Source organism: Tenacibaculum sp. 190130A14a (assembly GCF_964048965.1).
Classification (GTDB): Bacteria; Bacteroidota; Bacteroidia; order Flavobacteriales; family Flavobacteriaceae; genus Polaribacter; species Polaribacter polynesiense.
In genome coordinates this window covers 1,794,246-1,819,252 of sequence record NZ_OZ040189.1, presented here as the reverse complement: position 1 = coordinate 1,819,252, position 25,007 = coordinate 1,794,246, and the positions used below count along the sequence as shown (strand labels likewise).

General features: G+C 31.8%; 29 protein-coding genes. 14 read left to right on the top strand and 15 right to left on the bottom strand.

Annotated elements, in window-relative coordinates:
* Window positions 1–15: 15 nt before the first annotated feature.
* The 12 genes from ABNT22_RS08800 to hemA form a co-directional block, all read right to left on the bottom strand.
* The gene (locus tag ABNT22_RS08800; RefSeq protein WP_348717488.1) at window positions 16–708 is read right to left on the bottom strand and encodes a response regulator transcription factor; all 693 of its coding nucleotides are present in this window, start codon (window positions 706–708) and stop codon (window positions 16–18) included.
* Complete coding sequence (locus ABNT22_RS08795; protein ID WP_348717490.1) at window positions 709–2,100, bottom strand: HAMP domain-containing sensor histidine kinase; 1,392 nt, start codon at window positions 2,098–2,100, stop codon at window positions 709–711. It abuts the gene before it with no gap.
* 110 nt (window positions 2,101–2,210) lie between these two features.
* Window positions 2,211–3,113, bottom strand: a complete 903-nt coding sequence (gene hemF / locus ABNT22_RS08790; RefSeq protein ID WP_348717491.1) for an oxygen-dependent coproporphyrinogen oxidase — start codon at window positions 3,111–3,113, stop codon at window positions 2,211–2,213.
* 27 nt (window positions 3,114–3,140) lie between these two features.
* A complete protein-coding gene (locus ABNT22_RS08785) occupies window positions 3,141–3,887 on the bottom strand; it encodes an EI24 domain-containing protein (RefSeq protein ID WP_348717493.1) in 747 nt (248 codons plus the stop codon).
* 72 nt (window positions 3,888–3,959) lie between these two features.
* A complete protein-coding gene (locus tag ABNT22_RS08780) occupies window positions 3,960–4,562 on the bottom strand; it encodes a TlpA family protein disulfide reductase (RefSeq protein ID WP_348717495.1) in 603 nt (200 codons plus the stop codon).
* A gap of 25 nt (window positions 4,563–4,587) precedes the next feature.
* Entirely contained in the window at window positions 4,588–5,613 is a 1,026-nt protein-coding gene (hemE, locus tag ABNT22_RS08775) for a uroporphyrinogen decarboxylase (RefSeq protein WP_348717497.1), read from the bottom strand.
* Between the two features lie 2 nt (window positions 5,614–5,615).
* Window positions 5,616–6,080: a protease complex subunit PrcB family protein gene (locus tag ABNT22_RS08770; RefSeq protein WP_348717499.1), complete on the bottom strand. Its 465-nt coding sequence runs from the start codon at window positions 6,078–6,080 to the stop codon at window positions 5,616–5,618.
* Window positions 6,081–6,092: 12 nt separating this feature from the next.
* Window positions 6,093–7,382 carry a glutamate-1-semialdehyde 2,1-aminomutase gene (gene hemL / locus ABNT22_RS08765; RefSeq protein ID WP_348717501.1) on the bottom strand — a complete coding sequence of 430 codons (1,290 nt, stop codon included), beginning with the start codon at window positions 7,380–7,382 and terminating at the stop codon, window positions 6,093–6,095.
* A gap of 1 nt (window position 7,383) precedes the next feature.
* On the bottom strand, window positions 7,384–7,722 hold the full coding sequence (locus ABNT22_RS08760) for a hypothetical protein (RefSeq protein ID WP_348717503.1): 339 nt from the start codon (window positions 7,720–7,722) through the stop codon (window positions 7,384–7,386).
* Between the two features lie 3 nt (window positions 7,723–7,725).
* Window positions 7,726–8,688, bottom strand: a complete 963-nt coding sequence (gene hemB, locus ABNT22_RS08755) for a porphobilinogen synthase (RefSeq protein WP_348717505.1) — start codon at window positions 8,686–8,688, stop codon at window positions 7,726–7,728.
* A gap of 47 nt (window positions 8,689–8,735) precedes the next feature.
* Complete coding sequence (hemC, locus tag ABNT22_RS08750; protein ID WP_348717507.1) at window positions 8,736–10,322, bottom strand: hydroxymethylbilane synthase; 1,587 nt, start codon at window positions 10,320–10,322, stop codon at window positions 8,736–8,738.
* Window positions 10,306–11,574 (bottom strand): glutamyl-tRNA reductase, encoded by a 1,269-nt coding sequence (gene hemA, locus ABNT22_RS08745; RefSeq protein ID WP_348717509.1) that lies wholly within the window; start codon window positions 11,572–11,574, stop codon window positions 10,306–10,308. Before hemA ends, hemC begins: the two co-directional genes overlap by 17 nt.
* A gap of 210 nt (window positions 11,575–11,784) precedes the next feature.
* Between hemA and ABNT22_RS08740 the strand changes: the two genes are divergently transcribed.
* From ABNT22_RS08740 to ABNT22_RS08695, 10 genes are all read left to right on the top strand, one after another.
* Complete coding sequence (locus ABNT22_RS08740) at window positions 11,785–12,672, top strand: AraC family transcriptional regulator (RefSeq protein ID WP_348717511.1); 888 nt, start codon at window positions 11,785–11,787, stop codon at window positions 12,670–12,672.
* On the top strand, window positions 12,673–13,203 hold the full coding sequence (locus tag ABNT22_RS08735) for a TrmH family RNA methyltransferase (protein ID WP_348717513.1): 531 nt from the start codon (window positions 12,673–12,675) through the stop codon (window positions 13,201–13,203).
* Between the two features lie 39 nt (window positions 13,204–13,242).
* Window positions 13,243–14,271, top strand: coding sequence for a ferrochelatase (hemH, locus tag ABNT22_RS08730; protein ID WP_348717515.1), 1,029 nt, complete (start codon window positions 13,243–13,245; stop codon window positions 14,269–14,271).
* 47 nt (window positions 14,272–14,318) lie between these two features.
* The gene (locus tag ABNT22_RS08725; protein WP_348717517.1) at window positions 14,319–14,900 is read left to right on the top strand and encodes a CopD family protein; all 582 of its coding nucleotides are present in this window, start codon (window positions 14,319–14,321) and stop codon (window positions 14,898–14,900) included.
* A gap of 41 nt (window positions 14,901–14,941) precedes the next feature.
* Window positions 14,942–15,337 (top strand): lipocalin family protein, encoded by a 396-nt coding sequence (locus ABNT22_RS08720; protein ID WP_348717519.1) that lies wholly within the window; start codon window positions 14,942–14,944, stop codon window positions 15,335–15,337.
* 10 nt (window positions 15,338–15,347) lie between these two features.
* Entirely contained in the window at window positions 15,348–15,746 is a 399-nt protein-coding gene (locus ABNT22_RS08715) for a hypothetical protein (RefSeq protein ID WP_348717520.1), read from the top strand.
* 68 nt (window positions 15,747–15,814) lie between these two features.
* Window positions 15,815–16,384, top strand: a complete 570-nt coding sequence (locus ABNT22_RS08710; protein ID WP_348717522.1) for a hypothetical protein — start codon at window positions 15,815–15,817, stop codon at window positions 16,382–16,384.
* 183 nt (window positions 16,385–16,567) lie between these two features.
* Entirely contained in the window at window positions 16,568–16,870 is a 303-nt protein-coding gene (hpf, locus tag ABNT22_RS08705) for a ribosome hibernation-promoting factor, HPF/YfiA family (protein WP_348717524.1), read from the top strand.
* Between the two features lie 18 nt (window positions 16,871–16,888).
* The gene (locus ABNT22_RS08700; protein ID WP_348717526.1) at window positions 16,889–17,722 is read left to right on the top strand and encodes a universal stress protein; all 834 of its coding nucleotides are present in this window, start codon (window positions 16,889–16,891) and stop codon (window positions 17,720–17,722) included.
* Window positions 17,723–17,922: 200 nt separating this feature from the next.
* Window positions 17,923–18,321 (top strand): hypothetical protein, encoded by a 399-nt coding sequence (locus tag ABNT22_RS08695; protein ID WP_348717528.1) that lies wholly within the window; start codon window positions 17,923–17,925, stop codon window positions 18,319–18,321.
* 131 nt (window positions 18,322–18,452) lie between these two features.
* Here ABNT22_RS08695 and ABNT22_RS08690 read toward each other — a convergent pair whose 3' ends face one another.
* Together ABNT22_RS08690 and ABNT22_RS08685 are read right to left on the bottom strand one after the other, a co-directional pair.
* A complete protein-coding gene (locus ABNT22_RS08690; RefSeq protein ID WP_348717530.1) occupies window positions 18,453–18,830 on the bottom strand; it encodes a DUF2200 domain-containing protein in 378 nt (125 codons plus the stop codon).
* A 123-nt stretch (window positions 18,831–18,953) separates the two neighbouring features.
* Entirely contained in the window at window positions 18,954–19,322 is a 369-nt protein-coding gene (locus ABNT22_RS08685; protein ID WP_348717532.1) for a hypothetical protein, read from the bottom strand.
* Between the two features lie 469 nt (window positions 19,323–19,791).
* Between ABNT22_RS08685 and ABNT22_RS08680 the strand changes: the two genes are divergently transcribed.
* The gene (locus ABNT22_RS08680) at window positions 19,792–20,265 is read left to right on the top strand and encodes a hypothetical protein (RefSeq protein ID WP_348717534.1); all 474 of its coding nucleotides are present in this window, start codon (window positions 19,792–19,794) and stop codon (window positions 20,263–20,265) included.
* Between the two features lie 196 nt (window positions 20,266–20,461).
* On the opposite strand, the gene recR is transcribed toward ABNT22_RS08680, so the two are convergent.
* Window positions 20,462–21,079, bottom strand: coding sequence for a recombination mediator RecR (recR, locus tag ABNT22_RS08675; RefSeq protein ID WP_348717536.1), 618 nt, complete (start codon window positions 21,077–21,079; stop codon window positions 20,462–20,464).
* A 130-nt stretch (window positions 21,080–21,209) separates the two neighbouring features.
* Here recR and ABNT22_RS08670 point away from each other — a divergent pair, with 130 nt between their 5' ends.
* The 3 genes from ABNT22_RS08670 to ggt all read left to right on the top strand — a co-directional run bounded on the left by ABNT22_RS08670 (window position 21,210) and on the right by ggt (window position 25,005).
* Window positions 21,210–22,676: an aminoacyl-histidine dipeptidase gene (locus tag ABNT22_RS08670; RefSeq protein ID WP_348717538.1), complete on the top strand. Its 1,467-nt coding sequence runs from the start codon at window positions 21,210–21,212 to the stop codon at window positions 22,674–22,676.
* Between the two features lie 63 nt (window positions 22,677–22,739).
* On the top strand, window positions 22,740–23,324 hold the full coding sequence (locus ABNT22_RS08665) for an ACP phosphodiesterase (protein ID WP_348717540.1): 585 nt from the start codon (window positions 22,740–22,742) through the stop codon (window positions 23,322–23,324).
* A 4-nt stretch (window positions 23,325–23,328) separates the two neighbouring features.
* Window positions 23,329–25,005 (top strand): gamma-glutamyltransferase, encoded by a 1,677-nt coding sequence (gene ggt, locus ABNT22_RS08660; protein WP_348717542.1) that lies wholly within the window; start codon window positions 23,329–23,331, stop codon window positions 25,003–25,005.
* Window positions 25,006–25,007 lie beyond the last annotated feature (2 nt).

Genomic DNA, 25,007 nt, shown 5'->3' with positions numbered 1-25,007 from the left:
AAACTTCAAAACCTATTAACCTATCTTAAATTCTAAACCTACTCCGCGTGAGCTTTGAATAGAAATTTTAGGGTCTTCCTTAAAATACTTTCTCAATCGACTTATAAAAACGTCCATACTTCTTCCTGAAAAATAATCATCACTCTTCCAAACCTTTTTCAAAATCTCTTCTCTTTTCAATAATCGATTTTTATTCTGAAAAAGATACAATATCAATTCTCCTTCTTTTTCTGTCAATTGTTTTACCAATTCATCATTCAATCTTAATTCTAACCTATGCGGATTAAAATGATATAGTCCTATTTCTAAACTCGATTCTAACTCTTCATTAGCAATACCATTAGTACGTTTTAAAATATTTTTTAACCTTAAGACTAACTCATCTGCTTCAAAGGGTTTTACGATATAATCATCAGCACCAAGCTTTAATCCTTTCATTCTATCTTCTTTCATTTTACGAGCAGTCAAAAACACAAAAGGAATTTCCGGATAAATTTCTACCATCTTTTCCGCTAAAGAAAACCCATCCATTTTGGGCATCATTACATCTAATACACATATATGAAAGTTTATTTTACCAAGCAACTCTATAGCTTCTAATCCATCTTTTGCCCAAGTAACTTTATATTCTGAAATTTCTAAATATTGTTTTAAAATATTTCCAAAATCTAAATCATCTTCTACTAATAATACATGATTAACTCTCATTTAATTCTTTGGTATTTTAATAACAAATAAAGTTCCTTTTCCTTCTTTACTTTCAAGACTGATACTTCCTCTATGAGCTTTTACTACTTGATTACTATAATACAGACCTAAACCTAATCCTTTTACGTTATGTACTTCTTTAGTAGGGACTCTATAAAACTTATCAAATAAAAGTTCTTGTTCTGTTCTTGATACGCCAATGCCATCATCCTTGATTCCTATTTCAAGGTGCTCATGTTTTATTTCAACATTAACAATTATATTACTACTTCCATACTTGACCGCATTGTCTAAAATATTAAGCAAGGCAGTTGTAAAATAAAACTTATCTATAAAAACAATAATATCAACATCACTAAAACCGAGATTAAGATTCACATTTCTTTCTTTAACTGAAAGCTCAAAATCATTCAAAAGCGTATGTAAATATGCTGATAAACGGACTTCTTTTTTTTCTAAGATGATTTCTCTAAACCCTAAACTATTATCTAAAACTTGGTCAATCAATTTTTGAAGCCTTACGTTTTGACGTTCTACTGTTTTTATGGTAGCATCTAATAGATTGGATTGTTCTTTAACTTCTCTTTTTCCCAGCATTTTAGTGGCTAGAGTTAAAGTGGCCAAAGGAGTTTTTAGTTCATGTGTGATGTTATTGATAAAATCAGTTTTTATATCAGATATTCTCTTTTGGTTAATCAAGTTTTTTATAGAGTAATACATTAAACCAAACACAAAGAGAAACACCATAAAAGAGAGTACTAAAAGCCCTTTCATTTGGTTAAAGACAATACTATTCCATTCATCAATATTAATGTAATCTTTAGTTTCAAAATACAATTGATAAAAACTCCTTTTAACTTTACCATCTATTGTTTTGGTAAAAGAGCGCTCTGTATGCCAAACAGAATTACTTATTTGCAATTTTTCTTGTTCTATAAAATCGTGACCTAATAACCGATATACTGGGTTTTCTTTTCCATGAAACAAAGTATCTGTTTTTACACTATCAACTAGAATTATATTTGATACTTTCTTATGAAACTCCAAACCATAACCTAATTTTTTTCTTTTTAATTCTCTTTCATACTCTTTTATAAAGTCTTTGTTCAAAGAATCAGTAACTTCCCTTAATCGAGATAAAACATTCTTTTTAGAAATAGTTTTTAAACTGTACTTATCTAGGGTTTTAATAAAAGATTTTTGCCAAACTTCGTTAATAGAATCAATCGCAGGGGTATAATCATCAATTCTTGATACTTCTTGATTGACTTTATTTACAAAAGACTCCTTTTTTAAAGTATATGTATTCTTGATTAAATACCCTTGAACCAAAGACAATGACAAAAGTCCTAAAACTGAGGCAATAATCAACAAGTTGTTTTTCTTAGTCATAACTTCAAAAATAAGGGAAGTTTAAATTACATAAACTCAATTATTTCTTATTAACCTTCTATTAACCTAAAATAAAAAAGGTAAGATGTTTACTTCTTACCTTTTTACTTCTAAACCCAATCTTTAGGCTTGGCTAATACTTCTAATAATTTTGCTTCTTCACTTCCTTCTTCAGGATGATGGTTATATTTCCATTGAACCGTTGGTGGTAGACTCATTAAAATACTTTCTATTCTACCGTTAGTTTTTAAACCAAACAAGGTTCCTCTATCGTGTACCAAATTAAACTCTACATAACGCCCTCTTCGTACTTCTTGCCAATCTTTATGTGCTTGTGTATATTCCATCTCTTTTCTTCTTTCAACAATCGGTACATACGAGTTTAAAAAGCTATTTCCCACTTCCGTAACAAAATCATATCTATTTTGCATGGTAAACTCTTCAGTTTCTTTTAGGTAGTCAAAAAACAATCCTCCTAACCCACGTGCTTCATTTCTATGAGCATTCCAGAAATACGAATCACAAGTTTCCTTGAACTTCGGGTAAAAATCAGCATGATGCTTATCGCAAGCTTCTTTACAAACTGTATGAAAATGCACAGCATCTTCTTCAAATAAGTAATAAGGAGTTAAATCTTGTCCTCCACCAAACCACTGCGTTACAATATTCCCATCTTGATCATACATTTCAAAATAACGCCAATTAGCATGTACGGTAGGTACAAAAGGGTTTTTAGGATGAATTACTAAACTTAATCCGCAAGCAAAAAAATCACCACTCTCTACTCCAAATTGCTTTCTTAAAACTTCTGGTAATTCTCCATGCACTGCAGAAATGTTTACACCTCCTTTTTCAAAAATGTTTCCATTTTCAATAACACGTGTTCTTCCACCTCCACCTTCAGTTCTTTCCCATAAATCTTCTTGAAACTTGGCTTTTCCATCTACTACTTCTAATTTAGAAGTAATGGTGTCTTGTAAGTTTTGTATATAGTTATAAAATTGTTCTTTCATGTAATTCCTATTGAACTGCAAAAGTAATTATTCTTCTATTTTTTTTAACTGAATCTTCTTAATAGTTTCGGTAGTAGCTGCTGTTACTGACAATGGTAATACTAAAATGACTCCAATTACTGGAATTAATAAGAACAACATAAAAACAATCCCGTTTCCAATAGCTACTCCTTTGTTTCTTTTAACAAAAGTGATACTTTCTTTATATTTAAAATGACGTTCTAATGTATAGTCCATATTACCAAAACCTGCATAATACGCTTGTGTTAAAAACAATAACACAGTTGAAACAATACCGATTACTGGAATAAAACCAAGTATCAAAATAAAAAAAGTTAAGACCAATTCTCGTATTAGATTTCTAATATTAATTCTAATACCTCTTACCAATTGCTCTTGAAAAGTTGTTTCTCTATGTATGTGATCTTCTCCTCTAAAATGATCTTCAATTTTTTCTGAAACGGGACTCATAAAAGGAGCGGACAAAGCCATTACAATATGTTTATATAATACTAACCCTATTGCAACAATTAATAAGGCACTGATAAAAGTACTTATCATTTCAAATGTTTCCTTTCCAAATTCCCATTTCCAAAAATTAGCTATATAATGTCCAATATTATCAGAAAGTCCATAAGCAGTTACACCAATAACAATAGCAGTTACTAAACTAATTAACATAGGGATTATAAAATACTTCCAGAGTTTCAATTTGGAAATTAATTCCAATGCTCCTACATATGCTTTTATTCCATCGATTACATTCTTTATCATATTCTTTTTCTTCTTATAAATAAAAAAACCTCTTTCCGTTTAGAAAGAGGTAATTTAAATATTTTAATAATTCTAATTTAATATTGGTGCTAAAAATTCTTCGAAATTTTTAATATTAATTTCGTTTACTTGATCCCACCCTACTTGTTTTGTAGGCGTAGCAGCTCCTCTTTTTACATTAACAAATTTCTTTGTTTTATCTATAAGGTAGGCTGTTGGGTAATCTAGTTTGTGTACAAATCCACTAATATCTAAGTAATCTTTCTTTACTTTATCACCTTCTCTCGCTGGAATGATAAACACATTTTTGTTTAGTTTATCTACCATTCTTTTTGCCTTAGCTTCGTTATCCCAAAGTATCATAACAAATTGAAGTTTGTCTCCATACTTCTCTACCATTTTGTTAATTGCTGGGATATCTCCATGACAAGGAGCGGACCAAGAAGCACCAGCTATAATTACCATTGGCTTTTTAACTTTACTTGTACTTAATGTTTTTCCATCAATAGAAGTGAAATCATAATCTAATAAATATGACCCTTTAATACAGTTTTCGATCATATTGTCGGCACTTTCCTCAGTGCAATTGTTTACTGCAAAGTTGTAATACACTTTTTCCTGAGCGAAAAAATTAGTTGCTATTAAACAGGTAAGTAATAATACTATTTTCTTCATAATTAATTATTTAGGGGATAAAAAATTAACCTTTATATTCTTTAACTGCATCGACAAAAGCCTTTGCATTATCTAGAGGAATATTCGGCAAAATTCCGTGCCCCAAGTTAACAATATATTTGTCTTTACCAAACTCATTTATCATTTGGTTTACCATTTTTTTAATTTCCGCAGGTGGAGACAATAATCTAGACGGATCAAAATTTCCTTGTAATGTAATATTTCCACCAGATAAATAACGAGCATTTCTTGCAGAACATGTCCAATCTACACCCAGTGCAGAAGCATTTGACTTAGACATTTCATTTAGCGCAAACCAACACCCTTTTCCAAATGCTATAACTGGGGCATCGTCTTTTAATGCTTCGATAATTTGGTTTATATACTGCCATGAAAATTCTTGATAATCTGTTGGAGATAACATTCCTCCCCAAGAATCAAACACCTGAACAGCATTTACACCTGCTTCAACCTTTGCTTTTAAATAAGCAATTGTGGTATCTGTAATCTTCTGAAGCAATTCGTGTGCCAAAATTGGTTGAGTAAAACAAAATTCTTTTGCTTTATCAAAATTCTTAGACCCTTGACCTTGTACCATATAACATAAAATAGTCCATGGAGACCCTGCAAAACCAATTAATGGTATTTCATTATTCAGTTTTTCTTTGGTAGCTTTAATAGCATCCATTACATACCCTAATTCTTCATGAACATCTGGAATAATTACATTATCCAAACTCTTTCTATCACGAATTGGATTTGGCAAATATGGGCCAAAATTAGGCTTCATTTCTACCTCAACATTCATTGCTTGCGGTACTACTAATATATCAGAAAATAAAATAGCAGCATCCATTCCATATCTACGAATTGGTTGTACAGTAATTTCAGATGCTAATTCTGGAGTACGACAACGGGTAAAGAAATCATATTTTTTTCTGATTTCCATAAACTCTGGTAAATAGCGCCCAGCTTGACGCATCATCCATACAGGAGGTCTATCAACAGTTTCTCCTTTTAAGGCTCTTAAGAATAAATCGTTTTTTATCATATTTATCTTTCTACAAAGATGATCTCTTTGTTCGTTTTTTTAATTTTTACAATGTTTATAGGTTGTGTTATTGCCATTGTAACCATATCAGTTGGTTTTGGCCCGGTATAATTTACAATAACATCCAACTTTTCGTTTTCATCTTTTAGCGCTATCATCTTCACTCCGAATCCTCCAGAGTTCCTAACACTATCAATAGTTACTAAGACAATAGAACTTTTAAAATCTATTTCAGATTTAAATCCTGAAGAAACTTTATTTACGCTATCTATCTTATTTAAAAACTCCTGCCATTGTTTTTCAGAAGAAATAATTAGGTTTTCTTTTTGAAACCCTTCTTTTCCACTTCCTAACAAACTTCCTTCAAATAAAGATACTATTTCATTCGATTCTTGAGTATCACTCATACTTTTATTTGGACATGAAGTTAACAATAAACTACATAAGATACTAAATATAAGTTTCATAACACATAGGATTTACATTTTTGAAACAGCTTCCATCCCTTTATCAATTGCTTTAGCTATCTTTTGAATATCTTTTTCAGATAATGCCGATGATAAAAACCAAGCTTCAAATTGCGATGGTGGTAAAAACACTCCGTTATGCATCATTGCCCAGAAAAACGTTGCGAACTTTTCAGTATCAGAAGTTTGTGCTTCTGTGAAATTCGTTACTGTTTTATTGGTAAAAAATGGATTAATCATTGACCCAAATCTGTTAACAGTAATTTCTACGTCGTATTTCTTAGCCGATTCTAACAAAAATACTTCAATTATTTGAGCAATCTCATTAAATTTCTCGTATGGATTTTGTTTTTTCAATTCTGTTAAGGTAGCAATACCTCCAGCCATTGCTATTGGGTTACCTGATAATGTTCCTGCTTGGTACATTCCTCCTAACGGCGCTACCATTTCCATAATTTCATTACGAGCTCCATATGCTCCTACAGGAAATCCTCCTCCTATTACTTTACCTAAACAAGTAATGTCTGCTTCTACATCAAATAATTCTTGAGCTCCTCCGAATTTAGATCTAAACCCTGTCATTACCTCATCAATGATTAATAAGGCCCCTTTCGAGTTTACATACTCTTTTAATTCTTTTAAAAAGTTATTTTGCGGAGTTACTACTCCCATATTTCCAGCTACTGGTTCTAAAATAACTCCTGCAATATCATCATGAGCATCAAAATGTGCTTTTACACTTTCTAAGTCATTGTAGTTTGCAATCAAGGTATTTTTTACTGCTCCTTCCGGAACTCCTTTAGACCCAGGTAAACTTAAGGTTGCCAATCCTGACCCTGCTGCTACTAATAAAGCATCTTGATGCCCATGGTAACAACCTGAGAATTTAATAATTTTATCTTTCCCGGTAAATGCACGAGCTAAACGAATTCCACTTAAAACCGCCTCAGTACCCGAATTTACAAAACGAACTTTATCCATTCCTGGAAAAGCATCACAAACAATTTTTGCTAATTTGATTTCATTTTTGGTTGAAGCTCCAAAAGAATATCCATTCTTTAATGCTTTGGTAATTGCCTTTTGCACTTTTTTATGACGATGTCCTAAAATCATCGGTCCGTATGAAAGTACTAAGTCAACATATGAATTACCATCAACGTCGGTAATTTTACTCCCTTTGGCTTTTTTAATAAATAAAGGATTTCCTCCTACAGAAGCAAATGCACGCACTGGTGAGTTTACTGCTCCTACTAAATTTACCAATCCTTGGTTATATAATTCTTGTGATTTTTTAAATTCCATTTTATTTTCTTCTAATCAAATATGAATTAAAAGCCTTTACAGATTTCATTTCTGTTTGCCAAAATAACACAGGTATAATAGCGCTAATAGTTCCAATAGCTCCAAAATAATACCACAAAACAATTGTAGTAATTATCCCAAATACTAAACCTATTAAAATTATAATATTATTTTGTTCAGCTCTAATATCGTTAACATGAACTTTATCTACTTTTCCACAGTTCAAGCAATTTACTTTGAATTCTTCTCCTTTTTCCATTTGTAAATCAGGTCTAGTTTCAGCATTAGACTTAATCTTAAACTCACTTTTACATGATTTACAACGAGTATATAATCTCATAGACTATTTATTTAATATCCTCGCTGCCTCTTTAGCAAAATAAGTGATGATAATATCGGCTCCTGCTCTTTTCATAGATAATAAACTTTCCATCATTACACGTTCCCCATCAATCCATCCTTTTTCCGCAGCCGCTTTTACCATGGCATATTCACCACTTACATTATAACACGCAATTGGTCGATCAAAGTTCTCTTTTAAGTCTCTAATAATATCCAAATATGACAAAGCTGGCTTTACCATTAAAATATCTGCCCCTTCTTCATCATCAAAAGTAGCTTCACGTAAACCTTCATCTCTATTCGCCGGATCCATTTGATAAGTTCTTCTATCACCAAAACTTGGTGCAGAATCTGCTGCATCTCTAAACGGACCATAAAATGCAGAAGCATACTTTACAGAATATCCCATAATTGGTAAATTCGGATAGCCTGCTTGATCTAAGCTCTCACGAATCATGGCTATGGTTCCATCCATCATTCCTGAAGGAGCTACCATATCTACTCCTGCTTTTGCATGAGAAATTACTTGCTTTGCTAAGTTTATTAATGTTGCATCATTATCCACATCATTATCACACAATACACCACAATGTCCGTGAGACGTATATTCACAAAAACATACATCGGTTATTACATATAAACTCGGATAGTTCTTTTTAATATAACGAACTGCTTGTTGCATAATTCCGTTATCATTCCAAGTTTCTGTTCCTACTTCATCTTTTTCTGTTGGAATACCAAATAAAATAACTGCAGGTATGTTTAATGCAACTACTTCATCCAATTCTTTAGAAATAGTATCTAAAGACCAACGTTTGATTCCAGGCATCGATACAATTTCCTTTTCTATCCCTTCTCCTTCTTCAACAAACAATGGGTATATAAAATCGTTCACCGATAATTGGTTTTCTCTTACCAATCTTCGGATTCCTTCTGTTTTTCTAAGTCTACGTGTTCTAAACATATAACTTGATTTAAAAACCTCTCGACTGCACTCGAGGTGATATATTTTTATTTTTTTACAAAATGTAAATTCACCATTTCAATCACATTCTCTACAGTAGGTACATTTGCTACTTGTACATTTTCAAAATGCTTACGAGCTTCTTTAGCTGTACTCTCTCCTATACAAAATGCTATTTTATCTGCTGAATTTTGCTGCATATAGCTTTCAACAGTTGACGGACTATAAAATAGTACTCCATCTACTTTTACATCTACCTCAGCAGGGCTATACATAGTTTTATAGGCTTCTACTTCATGTACTGTAATTTCGTTTTCTGTTAATACTTTTGGTAAAGTATCTAAACGTAAATCACTACAGAAATAAGTTACTTCTTGCCCTTTAATTTCTTTTGAAAGGTATGCTGCCAATTTCTGAGCGTTTCTTTCTGACTTTACTACCTTTCCAATTTTTTGCTCAATTAATTTCTTGGTTCTTCTTCCAACACAATAAATATTCTTGAACTGTAATTCTTCTGCTGGATAATTATTCAATACAGCTTCTACTCCATTTTTACTGGTAAGAATTACGTTTTCTATTTCTTGTTTTATAATCTTAGGTGCAATTCTATTGAATCGAATTTTGATAAAATCACTATCCTCCACTTTCATAGAAGTAGGTAATAATTTCTTTTGAGCTTCCGATAATTTTTTTGTCGAATAGATAGAAAATTCTTTTTCTATTCCTTGATCTTCCATCATCATTAACTTCCCTCCTCTTTCAATTATGTAGTTTGCAGCATCTTTTGCAATATACTTATGAGGTCCTATTTTAGATGTTTTCTGAACTTCTATTTTCTTACTTCCATCTCTAGTTAATAATACTCCCTTAAAGTGAATTTTCTTTTCTACTTCATCAATTCTAGCAAAAGCTCCAATAGGGGCAGTACATCCACCTTCTAAACGATTTAAAAACTCGCGTTCTATATCTGTACAAAGCTTTGTATCTCGATCGTTAATTTGTTCACAAGCATCAATAGCATACGTATCCTCTTCTAAAGCCGTAATCATAATGGCTCCTTGTGCTGGAGCAGGAATCATCCAAGATAAGTTGATAGCTCCTTTAGGTCTTTTTCCAATACGCTCTAATCCAGCTGCTGCAAAGATAGCTCCGTTCCATTCATTTGCATCTAACTTTTCTAAACGTGTATTTACATTCCCTCTTAAGTCTTCAACATTATGCGATGGATAACGGTTTAACCATTGTGCCTTTCTTCGTAAACTTCCTGTGGCTATAACACCATTAGGCTGTGCCATAAACTCTTCATTATCTTTTAAAACTAAGATATCGTTATGATTAGCTCTTTTTAAAACCGCAGCTTGTATAATTCCTTTTGGCAACACCGTTGGAACATCTTTCATAGAGTGCACAGCAATATCAATATCGCCATTTAACATCGCTATGTCTAAATTTTTAGTAAATATTCCTGTAATACCTAATTCGTATAAAGGTTTATCTAAAATAATATCTCCAGTAGATTTAATCGGTACGATTTCTGTTGCGTAGCCTAACTCTTCAAGTTCCTTACGTACTTTATTGGCTTGCCATAAGGCCAACTCGCTCTCACGAGTTCCTATTCTAATTATCTTTTGCATTAATAGATTGTAACGTTGTTCCAAACACTTTAGACATAACTTCAATACTTTGAGAAACTGAAGTTTTTTCGTCTTTTAAATGCTTAACAAATTGTGTAGTAATTTTTTGAATAAATCTTGATGTGATAACTTCTGCTTGCATCTCATCAAAATTTTCAATTTTCTTCTTGTGAAAGTTTATTTCGTCTTTTTGAATAGTTAGTAACGATTGTTTCAATGCATTAATAGCTGGTACAAATCGTCTATGGTTTAACCATTCATTGAATTCTGCTTTGTGTTCTTCAATAATTCCTTCAGCAACAGGAATTTCTTGTTGGCGTACTGCCAAAGTCTCGTCTGTAATCTTTGAAAGTTCATCTACATTAACCAAAGTAACATTGGCTAATTCCTTTACATCATGAGATACGTTAGCTGGCATCGATAAATCTAACACCAACAACTCTTTATTGGTTAAAATATGTTCTTTTGCAACTGTAGGTACATCTGCTCCTGTCGATACAATTAGTACATCAGCATTGGCTATCTCTTTATTTAAGTTCTCGTACTTAGCTTTTCTAATCGCAGGGTTTTCTTTTACAAATGCATCAACCTTTTCTTCGGTCCTATTAATTAAACATACTGATTTATTCTTAGTATACTCAGCAAGGTTTAAACAAGTATGCTTACCCATTTTTCCTAAACCGAATACTAAAATGTTTTTTGAGTTATAATCTGGTAAGTTTTTGATGATGTATTGAACAGCGGCATATGAAACAGAGGTTGTTCCTGAGCTTAACTTTGTTTCATTTTTCACACGTTTACTTGCCTGCATCACGCAATTAAGCAAACGTTCTAAATATCCATTGGTAGTACCAAATTCTTTCGCTTGTTTGAATGCCTGACGTAACTGACCTACAATTTCATAGTCACCTAAAATCTGACTATCTAAACCAGTTCCCATTCTAAACAAGTGTTGAATAGCCTCTTGATTTTTGTTTACATAAGATACTTTTGCGAATTCTTCTACCGAACCATTCGAATGTTTACACAACAAACCGATGATTTGAAAAGGGTGCTCAGCAAAACCAGTTATTTCAGTTCTGTTACAGGTAGATAAAACAAATATTTCACCTAAACCTATAGCTTTAGCTTCTTCTAATAAGTTTAATTGATTCTCTTTAGATAGTGAAAACTTTCCGCGTGTATGCGCATCTGCTTTTACATAACTAACACCTATATTGTAAAAATTCGTTGATTTATTTTCTGTTTGCATTCAATCTACTTCCTAAAAACGGTCAAAAATATAAAGATTACTCAAAAAAAAGTATCGCTAAAAGTACTTTTAATGTCGTTTCACGTTTTTTAGTCGTTATTTAAATAAAAAACGTACAAAAAAGTGTAAATTTGCAGTAAAATAAGGCAATTAGAATGATTTTATTTATAATCATTCTAAATAAAATGAATTAAAAACTTTTTTTGATCTATGTCAAAAAACATCGCTAGAAGTACTTTTGAAGAAATTGACCTAGAAAATGGTTTTCGCGTTTTGTATTTTCAAAACGAAAGTGGTGAAATTCAACGTTTTGAACGAGACATTGACAACACTTTTATACAATTACATTTCTGTATAAAAGGTAAATCATCCTTCCTTTTTAACAACGGAAACTACACTTTTGACGTATTAGACAAACATTCTATTTTATTGTACAACCCTCAACAAAAACTACCAATAAATTTAGAATTACAACCCAAAACTCAAATAGTATCTTTAGTGATATCTATTAAAAAATTTCATTCACTATTTTCTAATGAAGCTGCCTTTATCCCTTTTTTAAGTGAAGACAATCGCAATAGAAAATATTATGAAGATGCCACTATTAAACCAACAGAGTTAGTAGTACTTCAACAGTTAATTAATGCTAATATTAATAGCTCATTAAAGAACCTATACGTTAAAGGTAAAATTTACGAGTTGTTAAGTCTGTATTTTCAAAAAGATGAAATGTATGAAGGCGAATATTGTCCTTTTTTAGTTGATGAACGAGATGTTTTAAAAATTAGAAAAGCGAAAGACATTATCATAGCACAAATGACTGAGCCTCCAACACTACAGGAGCTTGCAAATGAAGTTGGTTTAAACTTAAAGAAGTTAAAAGAGGGGTTTAAACAAATTTACGGAGATACTGTATATAGCTTTTTATTTGACTATAAGATGGAACATGCTAGAAAACTGCTTGAAAGTAATCAATTAAATGTAAATGAAGTTGGACTTCAAGTTGGCTATAGCACATCAAGTCATTTTATTGCTGCTTTTAAAAAGAAGTTCGGAACTACTCCAAAACAATACGTCATATCATTACAAAGTAATTAGATGAAGCAATTAACCCACGACGAAATAGAAAATACCCAAACAACTTTTCCTATCACTATTGTTTGTGATGCCATTCGTACACCTGAAAACATAGGAATGTGTTTTCGTATTGCTGAAAGTTTTGGCGTTCAAAAAATATATTTACACGAAAATTCTCCAAACATTACGAATAGAATTGTAAAGAAAACTGCTCGCAATACCATTCAACAAATTGCACATGATAGTTATGACAATTTTGAGACGCTTATCAAACAGTTAAAAGAAGAAGGAAACACTATTATTGGTATAGAAATTACCGATAGTAGTATCAATATTCAAGATTTTAATTTTGAAAATCATTCAAAAATCGTGTTACTTTTGGGAAGCGAACGCCATGGAATTGAAAATATAGATGTTGTAGATGCCACTGTAGCTATACCTATGTATGGTAGAAACTCAAGTATGAATGTTATTCATAGTTTATCTATTGCATTATACGAAGTAACCAATCAATTGAGAAACAAAACTATTGTTACAAACGATGTAACGTAAACATGTGTTTATGTTATACGTATTAACAAAACTAGAAATATGAAAGGAGTTTTATTAGTAAACTTAGGATCTCCAGACAGTACAGATCCGAAAGATGTAAAAAAGTACTTAGATCAGTTTTTAATGGATGAGCGTGTTATCGACGTTCCATATTGGTTAAGAGCTTTTATTGTTAGAGGAATTATTTTAAATACACGACCTAAAAAATCTGCTGAAGCTTATCAAAAAATTTGGTGGAAAGAAGGTTCTCCTTTAATTGTGCTTTCTGAAAGACTACAAAACAAGGTGCAAGCTAAAACAGAATTACCTGTTGCCTTAGCCATGCGTTACGGAAACCCTTCTTTACAAAGCGGGTTGCAGGAATTATATGATAAAGGCGTTAAAGATGTTTTACTAGTGCCATTATACCCGCAATTTGCTATGGCAACTACGGAAACTATCTTAGTATTAGCAGAAGAATTGCGTAAAAAGCATTTTTCAGATATGAAAATAACCGATGTTCCTGCTTTTTACAACCAACCAGAATATATCAAAGCATTATCGAATAGTATTAAAGATTACTTGAAAGATAAAGACTACGACCATCTATTATTCTCGTATCACGGAGTACCTGAGAGACATATTCGAAAATCAGATATTACCAAGTCTCATTGTAACCCAGAAGCTGGTAATTTAGCTTGTTGCAATACCCCTTCAGACGCTCATAAATTTTGTTATAGACATCAGTGTTATCAAACTACTAAGAATGTTATGGCTGAATTAGGTTTAGATGAAAACAAAGTATCTACCTCTTTCCAATCGCGTTTAGGTGTAGATCCTTGGTTACAACCTTATACAGACAGAACCATTGTTAACAAGGCAGAAAAGGATGGTATCAAAAAACTGGCTATCGTAACTCCTGCATTCGTTTCTGATTGTTTAGAAACTCTAGAGGAAATTGCCATGGAAGGTAAACATGAATTTTTAGAAGCGGGTGGTGATGAATTCTATACCGTACCTTGTATTAATGATAATGATGAATGGGTAGACGTCTTAGCTAAATGGATTAACGAGTTTGATAATAATTAAACATCTCAAACAAATCGATTGATAAAATAATTAGAAAAAAAACTGAAATGGATTTCTTATACGTAAAAGCATTACACATCATTTTTGTAGTTACATGGTTTGCAGGGCTATTTTATATGGTTCGTTTATTTATATATCATGTAGAAGCCGATAAAAAAGAGCAACCAGCAAAAGAAATCTTACAAACTCAGTATCAATTAATGCAAAAACGTTTGTGGTATATAATTACTTGGCCTTCTGCAATATTGGCAAGTTTTTTTGCCTTTTGGATGCTATATAAACATCCAGTGTATTTAGAAGAAGGCTGGATGTTAGTTAAACTTTCTTTTGTACTAGTATTATATGTATACCATGGATTTTGTCAAGTAATATACAATCAATTACAGCGCAACGAGATTAAGTATACCTCTTTTAAATTACGTTTATGGAATGAAGTAGCAACTATTCTACTTTTTTCAATTGTCTTTTTGGTTGTACTAAAAGACACCATTAATTGGATTTGGGGTGTTGTTGGTATTTTATTAGTCTCTATTTTGCTAATGCTAGCTGTTCGATTTTACAAAAAAATACGTGCTAAAAAAAGCTGGGATAAGTTTGAAGAAGAACTCTTGGATGATGAAAAAAAATAAATATATTCGCATTCAAATTATTAACAATAAAAAATTAAGCTATGAAAAAACTACTATCAGTAGCATTTGTTGCTATGAGCTTTTTTGCTTGTACAGATTCTGATGATTCTTTAGACCCCTTTGTTGGAAATTGGTATTACTTTTCTGATAATGGTGTAGAAGTTGACGAGTGTAAAAAAAAATCTACCGTAATTATTCTTGAAAATGGAAAATACACCTTTACTGGATATGAAATGGTTGACAAACAATGTATTCTTGACAATACTGCAAATGGAAACTGGGCAAACAAGGGGAATGGTAACTACGGATTAACAAATGAAGGAAGTACCGAAGAACGCGTTAACAAAGTAACTTTCAGTGATAATGGAAATACTTTTACTTTTACAGAAGTAATTGACCAAGTTACTGAAACTACTGTTTACAAGAGAAAACAATAAACTTAAAATTATGAGAAAATTGCTCTGTTTAGCATTAATTGCTATCTCATTATTCGCCTGTTCAGACAATACTGAAACTTTAGACCCATTTGTTGGAACTTGGTATTTCTTTTCTGAAAACGGTAAAGAAGTAGATGCCTGTAACAATAAATCAACTATTACAGTTTCTGAAAACGGAAATTTTACTGCTATTAACTACGGAAACCAAGACAATTCTAACGAGTGTATTATAGAAAACACCTTTAATGCCACTTGGGTAAAAAAAGGAACAGACACCTATGAACTCACTGAAAAAAGTACCGGTATAAAAGAAGTCTATACCATCATTTTTAGCGATAAATCAAATACTTTTAAAAGTGAAACCGTTATAGACAACATCACAGAAACGACTACTTTTAAAAGAAAGTAAACATTGAAAAAAGCGAAGTTTTAACCTTCGCTTTTTTCATGATTAATCCATAGTTTATTTCTTAAAATATGAAGAAAGCTTTTATTTTATGCTTAGTTATCATCATTGCAACTATTTTAGGAAGTATGTACGGAGTACTTCACGACCATATAACTTATAGTATATCCAAAGAATATTATACCAAGTTTAAATTTATACAATTTGGTTTTGAAGACTGGGGGTTGGGGCAAAACATTAACACTATTCAATCACCAGAAATTATAATGAATAATCCCAGAATCGGTGTAACCATTGTAGGTATATTAGCAACCTGGTGGGTGGGCCTTATCATAGGCATTTTTCTTAGTATAACTGGATTGATTCACTCCAATCACAAAAGGATGTTTTATATTACAATGAAAGCACTGTTTTTAACCTTAGGAATCTCTTTACTTACCAGTTTTCTAGGTTTTTTATACGGTAAACTTTTTCTTTTAGAAACTTCCACTAATTGGTATTTACCTAACAACCTTATTCATCACAAACAATTTGTTTTAGTAGGTTGTATTCATAATTTCAGTTATCTCGGTGGACTTGTTGGGCTATTGGTTGGAATAATTTTCAGTATTCGACAAAAAGCTAAAATCAGGATTAACTAACCTTTTTCATGTAAAACATCATCATATAACTGATTATATAAATAGATTTGACCATCTTTTTACATCAATTCAACACAATTCTAACAAATATACCTTTATCATATATGATATAACATGATATATATCATTCCTCTACCTATTTCTTCCATGTAAATTTGAGTATCTATTTAAAAATAAATTACCATGGAAGTACATATTGAATTTGTAAAAATGCCTGTAAGTGAAAACCTACAAGACTATATCGAGAAAAAGCTACATAAACTTTACAAAAAGTACGATTGGCTTATAAAAGCACAGGTTTTTATCAAATACGAAAATACCCCTACAGCAAAAGGTAAAATTTGTGAAATAATTTTAAGTCAATCTGGACCTCAAATATTTGCTTCTTCTAATGAAGAAAATTATCAAGTTGCTGTAAAACATACAGTCAATGATTTAGAAAAGCAACTCAGCAAACGTAAGCAAATAATGATGTCTCATTTATAAACCATAAAAGCAACCATTATGAAACATATACTCATTCCCACCGATTTTTCAGAAAATGCTTGGGCAGCTACCAAATATATTCTGAATCTTTTTACCAATGAAACCTGCACTTTTCATCTACTTCATTCGGCACCTGTTACATCTTCTAGAATTTCTTCTTTTTCTAACAAGCTATCACGTGTTATGCAAGAAAATGCTCTAAAAGATTTAAAACATTTACAAGAACGTATTGAAAAAACACATCCTAACCCTAAACATAGCTTTAAATCATCTACAAGCACCCATGATATTGAGCAAGCCGTTAGTATTGCCGTAGAAAATCATCAAATAGACTTAGTTGTAATGGGAACCAAAGGAGCAACTGGAGCAAAAGAGATATTCTTAGGAAGTAACACCGTAGAAATTATTAGTAAACTTTCTAAATGTCCGGTGTTGGCAATCCCAAATGACTTGAAGTATACTACACCAAAAAATATTGGTTTTTCTAGTGGACTTAAACGTCTATACAATAGTTCTGAGTTAAACGAAATTAAAGATTTAGCCAACTTACACAAATCTAACATTCATGTTCTTCATATTCAAACAGCTCCTAATTTAAATGAAAGTCAAAAGGAAAATCTAGAAGCATTAAAAGGACATTTAAAAGATATGGATCATGCTTATGTTGAAATTCCTCAATACACTAACAAAACAGATGAAATTATCAATTTTATCAAAAATGAGGAAGTTGATATTTTAACAATGATAAAATATAAGCATGGTTTTTTTGAAAAATTATTTAGAGAACCTGTAATTGCAAACTTAGGACACCAATTAACAATTCCGTTTATGGTAATACCTGCCACAGCTTAACTTATTCTTTAAAATAGAACACTTTCACAAAAAAGCACAGTTTTATACCTGTGCTTTTTTAATGCAAGATGTTAAAAATAAAACTCAATTTTTATTCAACTGAAATACATAAACATATACCAACAAGCAATTATCTTGAAATCCACGCAACCTTATTCAATTTTTTTCATCTACCCTAATGAACTATTAAATATTTAACTATGAAAATTAGAATACTCAGTTTACTTCTTATTTCGAGTACTATTTTATTTTTAAGTTGTAGTAACAATGATGAATTTGCAGAGGCTAAAAACATCAGTGGAACATGGAATCTTAAAAAAATCTACGGCGGGTTTGCGGCAAACTCCAACTTTAACGCAGGAGATGTTGTGTGGACTTTTAACACCAAAAAGAATACTGTATTTATTGAAAACAATATAAACACAGCTATTGAACCTACTACTGGCACTTATAAATACACTATACAACAAAATGGAGATAAAAAAGCCTTGTATATTAACAATATTAGAAAAGGAGATATTATTATTTTGTCTAATACAAAACTGAAACTTGACTTTGAAGCACAAGCAGATGGCTTTTTCACAGAACTTGAGCGCTAGCCCTAAAATATAGATTACAAAACTTTCTTTCCCCTTTACTATTAAAGGGGATCTCTTTTAGTTTACAATCTTTCTAATTTATAACTAAGATTAGATTAAACTGTACTTTTTTTATTTTTATTCCTCTTGAATTATTTCTTTTCTTGACGTAAAATTTTTTCCATTTTACGTCCTCTTGCCAATTCATCTATAAGCTTTTCCATTTGCCTACATTGCTTATACACCTCAAATTCATCGGCTATCTCTTCAATTCTATACCCACAAACAACACCTTTAATCAAGTGGGCATTTGCATGTATGTTTGCTCGCTTAAAAAATGTCCCAAATGTCACCTGCTCATCGATAAGTCCTTGTAACGTATCTTTATCAAAACCTGTAAACCATTCAAGTACTTGGTCCAGCTCTTCTTTTGTTCTTCCATTTTTTTCTAATCTATTCAAATACAATGGATAAATAGATGAAAATATCATTTGTGCTACTTTTTCGTTCTTTTCTGGTGTAACTTTCATTTGACTTTGAATTGATCGCCATGCCTAGCTTTCGTTAATAACCCTAAAACTAATCAAAAAATTTAAGATTATTAATCATAACAAAAAAGAGGAGTACTTCTCCCCTCTTTTTTTATTAGAAAATTAAGATTGTCTTTCTTCAATAATCCAAATTTCTTTACTTCCTGCTTTAGAGCTTAATTGACTTGCACTACTGGTCATAAACTCATTATTCTTTACGTTTTGAACATAGTATCCATTTTCAACATCTGGCAACGCTAATAATCGCCATTGCTCACTTGCCCCGCTAACTTTCTTAGTCATTGTTGTTATGCTACTATCAAAATATTCGTTGTTCTTGACATTCTTTATACCATATGAACCATTGCTTTGCTCAACAAAATTCATTAAACATTCTGGAGATTCATAACTTTTTTTTAGTTGAGCTGCATGATTACAACGATACTCTTTGTTCATTTGGTTCTGTAATGATCCGTAAGTTGGTACACTCATTTTTTTTAAATTTTATTTGGTTAATAATTAGTATAATTACTCCAAATGTACCGTGGATAATTCACTACTTTTAAGTAACTGTTGTGAATCATCAATTCTATGTAGTGAAACCAATACATTCAATTCATAAAAGAAATACCTCTCTAAATCTTCAAACCTAAAAGTAAATTATTACATTAGCACCAATAGCACAAATTACTCTGTATAAATATTAAGTGCTATCAACTAAAATCCATCAATGCATTATGAAAAAAGAACAACCACAAAAAAACACAAAAAGCTTATTTATTGGAGGTTTACTTGGAGTTATAATTTACAAACTAGTTGTTGAAGTAATTTGGCCAATGATTTCGGGATAGTTTATATTTTAGTTTTGTATTCATCCATATTTATGGAAGTTTCCTTTCTTAATAAAAACACTTACCCCCTTTATTTTTAACTAGTTACTACTTAAAGTTATTAAACAGTTATGAAGCATAATGTATTTTATATAGTAATATTTTTAATAGCGTTATCCTGTCAACAAAAAATAACACACAATGAAAATAGCAAAGGTATAGTTGATAGTTTAATGGTTAAACAACATTCTAATCATTATAAAAAGAAAGTAGATAGTTTAATAGATTCCAACAAAACTACATGCATTATTTCCTGTGCGTCCAAATATTCTCATCAAGTTGAAAAAGATTTAAAGGGAAATAAACTTCAAACCATTACCTATTTTTATCCTAAACTTGGTTTTTCAGAGGCTCGAATTATCGTTTACTACAACGCTAATCAGAAAATCTATTCATTAATAGAGTATCGAACGGACTTACGAAAACCTGCTATTTTTATCCAAAAAAGATACTTTGATAAGGATGTTCAAATTATAGAACAATTAAACGGTCATAAAAAACTATTACCTTCTAGCGTAAATGAGTTTATTGATAAATCATTCTAGGTCATTTATAAAATTTAAAGAAAACGTTTAAAATAATTAAGTTCATAATATGAAATACAACCTTAACTATTAATAATATTTGTAAGGATATACATTCTTGAACGTCCACTTGAACAAATCATTCATGTTGGGGAATGATTGGCAAAATTGTATAAATTAGGGAGTGTTTTTTACACTCCTTTTATTTTAACCAAACTTAAGACTTCAAACTATTTTCGAATGGGATTCTATTTACAATACTTCGTCCTAAAGTAACTTCATCTGCATATTCCAACTCATCTCCCACAGAGATTCCTCTTGCAATAGTCGATGTTGTAATATTGTATTTTTCAATTTGTTTATAAATATAAAAATTGGTTGTATCTCCCTCCATCGTAGAACTCAACGCAAAAATCAATTCTTTTACTTCTCCATTACGTACTTTTTCTACCAAACTTTCTATTTGTAAGTTCTGCGGACCAATTCCTTCCATAGGAGAAATCTTCCCCCCTAATACGTGATACAAACCTTTAAACTGCGCTGTGTTTTCAATAGCCATTACATCGCGGATATCCTCAACTACACAAATTACCTCTGTATGTCTGTTCGGGTTAGCACATATTTCACACAAAATAGTATCTGAAATATTATGACATTTTTTACATGATTTTACTTCATTGCGCAAAGTTGACAAAGCCTCTGTTAAATACTTTGTATTTTCAGATGGTTGCTTTAATAAATGCAGTACCAAACGTAAAGCAGTTCGCTTACCAATTCCAGGCAATCGACTTACTTCATTTACTGCATTTTCTAAAAGTTTTGAAGAGAAATCCATGTTGCAAAATTACAACAATAAGAAGCTTCAAAGCAAGAAAAAAGACATACACTCTTTCTGCTTTTATCTTTTGTCTTAAAAGTCTAAAAACGTACCTTTGAACCTACAAAAATTAAACAAACAATTCACAATGAGTTCAGAAATAAGAAACTTAGAACCTAAGGCTGTTTGGAATCACTTTGCTGATTTAAATTCAGTTCCACGTCCATCTAAAAAAGAAGAAAGAGTCATTCAATTTATGGTTGACTTTGGTAAAAGTTTAGACCTAGAAACTCAAGTAGACAAGGTAGGAAACGTAATCATTCGTAAACCTGCAACTTCTGGAATGGAAGATCGAAAAACTGTAGTAATGCAAAGCCATCTAGATATGGTTTGTCAGAAAAATGCTGATACAGAATTTGACTTTGATACAGAAGGAATCAAAATGTTTGTAGATGGTGATTGGGTAAAAGCTCAAGGAACTACTTTAGGAGCCGACAATGGTTTGGGAGTAGCTTCTATTATGGCTGTATTATCTTCTACAGATATTGCACACCCAGCAATTGAAGCTCTTTTTACAATTGATGAAGAGACCGGTATGACTGGTGCAATGGGATTAGAAGGAGGCTTGTTAACTGGTGAAATCTTATTAAACTTAGACACAGAAGAAGATGATGAAATAGGAATTGGTTGTGCCGGAGGGGTTGATATTACTGCAACAAGAACCTACCAAGAAGAAGTAACTTCTGAAAACACCACCGCTTTTGAAATTTCTGTTACAGGTTTAAATGGTGGACATTCAGGAATGGATATTCATAAAGGTTTAGGAAATGCAAATAAAATCATGAACCGTTTGTTATTTGACGGGTTTACAAATTACGGATTACGTATTGCTGAAATTAATGGTGGTAGTTTACGTAACGCTATTCCTCGTGAAAGTTTTGCTACCATTGTAATTGACACTGTTTCTAAAGAACCTTTCTTATTTGAAATCAATGAGCTTATCAATACAATTAAAGAGGAGTTTGCTTCTTTAGAAGAAAACTTAACTATAGAAATTAAAGAAGTTGCATCTCCAGCTTCTATTATGGATTTAGGTGTACAAGAAGGATTAATCAAAGCAATATATACTGCTTTAAATGGAGTATACCGTATGAGTCCAGATATTGAAGACTTAGTAGAAACTTCAAACAATATTGCCCGTGTAATTGTTAAAGACGGAGCCATTAAAGTAGGATGTTTAACACGTTCTTCTTCAGAAACTAACAAATGGGATTTAGCCAATTCATTACGTGCTGCTTTTGAATTAGCTGGTTTCAACGTAGAGTTCTCTGGATCGTATCCTGGATGGCTACCAAATGTAAATTCAGAAATCTTAAAAGTATTAAGAGACTTATATATTCAAATGAACAACGGAGAGCAACCACACGTAGCTGCTTGTCATGCCGGATTAGAATGTGGTATTTTAGGAACTAACTATCCTAAAATGGATATGATTTCTTTTGGTCCAAACATTCGAGGAGCACACTCTCCAGATGAACGCGCTCAAATCTCATCAACACAAAAATTCTGGAAGTATTTATTAGAAATTTTAAAACATACTCCTTCAAAAAATTAGAGATGTTAACATCTATTTTAAACCACAACTTTTTAGTTGTGGTTTTTTGTTTACATTTATCAAATGAATTTTTTGGCGCACTTATACCTTTCGGGTGATAATAAAGAGTTAATGATTGGTAATTTTATTGCTGATCATGTAAAAGGAAATCAGTTTTCCCATTTTTCTGAAAATATACAAAAAGGCATCTTACTACATCGTAGTATTGATACTTTTACAGATGCGCATCCTATAGTTAGAAAAAGCAAGCGTAGACTTCATGAACGTTACCGACATTACGACGGAGTTATTATTGATATTTTTTACGATCACTTCCTAGCTAAAAACTGGAAAAATTATTCTCAAATTCCTTTAGGAGTATTTGTAAACTCAGTATACAACTTACTCCAAGAACACAACCATATTCTTCCTGAAAGAACTCAAGAAATGCTTCCTTATATGATTCAATATAATTGGCTATACAACTACCAGTTTGCTAAAGGAATTCAAGAAGTATTAAACGGAATGAATCGTCGCACAGAAGGAAAATCTCAGATGAATCTTGCCACTGAAGATCTGTTAAATCATTATGGCCAATTTGAACAAGATTTCACCACATTTTTTATAGAATTACAAAACTTTTGTAAAGAAAAAATCGCATTGTTATAAGTATATGAAAAAACTAACCATCTTATTTTTATTTACTCTTTTTACTATTTCATGTAAAAAAGAAGTTAAAGGATTAATTGTTGAAAAAGCAATGGTTGTATCTGCCCGTGAAGAAGCTTCTAAAATTGGTGTAGCTATTTTAGAAAAGGGAGGAAATGCTTTTGATGCCATGGCTGCTACCGAACTTGCTTTAGCTGTTGCCTATCCTTATGCAGGAAACATTGGTGGTGGAGGTTTTATGATTTACAGAAAAAATGACGGAGAAATAGGTGCGCTAGATTATAGAGAAAAAGCTCCTCTAGCAGCGCATAAAGACATGTATCTAGATAGCTTAGGAAACGTAATCAAAAACAAAAGCACATTAGGAGCTACAGCAGTAGGTGTACCAGGTACTATTGCTGGAGTATTTGCTTCTCATAAACGATTTGGAAAATTACCTATTGAAGAAATTATTCAACCAGTTATTGAACTTGCATACAAGGGAGTAGTTGTCACTAAAAAACAAGAAAAAAGGATTCAGAAATACCAACCCAATTTTCCCAAAGCAAACAAAAACAAAATTCTATTTGATAAAAAATGGAAAGCAGGTGACACTATTAAATATGTGGCACTTGCTAAAACCTTAACGCGAATTCAGCAAAACGGTAGAGATGAGTTTTACAAAGGTGAAACTGCTAAAAAGCTCGCTCAGTTTTTACAAGAAAATGGCGGATATGTAACAGAAGAAGATTTAGCCAAGTACGAAGCAAAATGGAGAACTCCAATCACCTTCCAATACGATAACTTAAGAGTTATTTCCATGTCACCTCCCTCAAGTGGTGGAATTTGCCTTGCTCAAATTATGAATGCTCTTGAACCTTATGAATTAGATAAGTTTGGACATAACACGGCAAAATCGATACAAGTAATTACTGAAGCAGAACGAAGAGCATACGCAGATAGAAGTTTCTTTTTAGGTGACCCTGATTTTGTTAAAATCCCAGTAAAAGAATTAATTTCAAAAGAGTATACAAAAAAACGTATGGATAACTTTTCTTTTGAAAAACCAACGAAATCTTCAGAGGTATCTCATGGAAATATTGAAATGGTAGAAAGTGATGAAACCACCCACTATTCCATTGTTGATCAATATGGAAATGCAGTATCGGTAACAACAACTATTAATGGAGCTTATGGTTCAAAACTATATTGCTCTGAATTAGGATTCTTTCTAAATAACGAAATGGATGATTTTAGCAGTAAACCAGGTGAACCAAATATGTTTGGACTTATTGGAGCTGAAGCTAATAAAATTGCTCCAGAAAAACGCATGCTAAGTTCTATGACTCCTACAATTGTTGAAAAAGAAGGCAAGTTGTATATGGTTGTTGGTACTCCGGGAGGTTCTACTATTATCACCTCTGTTTTACAAACTATTTTGAATGTTCACGAATATAATATGGGAATGCAAGAAGCTATAAACCAACCAAGATTTCATCATCAATGGTTACCCGATGTCATACGAATGGAACCTAATAGTTTTGATCCTAAAGTAAAAGACCAACTCAAAACTATCGGGTATGAATTAGACGAAACCAATTCTCCTGTAATTGGTAAAGTTGAAGGAATTTTAATTCTACCTAATGGAAAATTAGAAGGAGGAGCAGATCCACGTGGAGATGATAAGGCAGTAGGATTTTAATG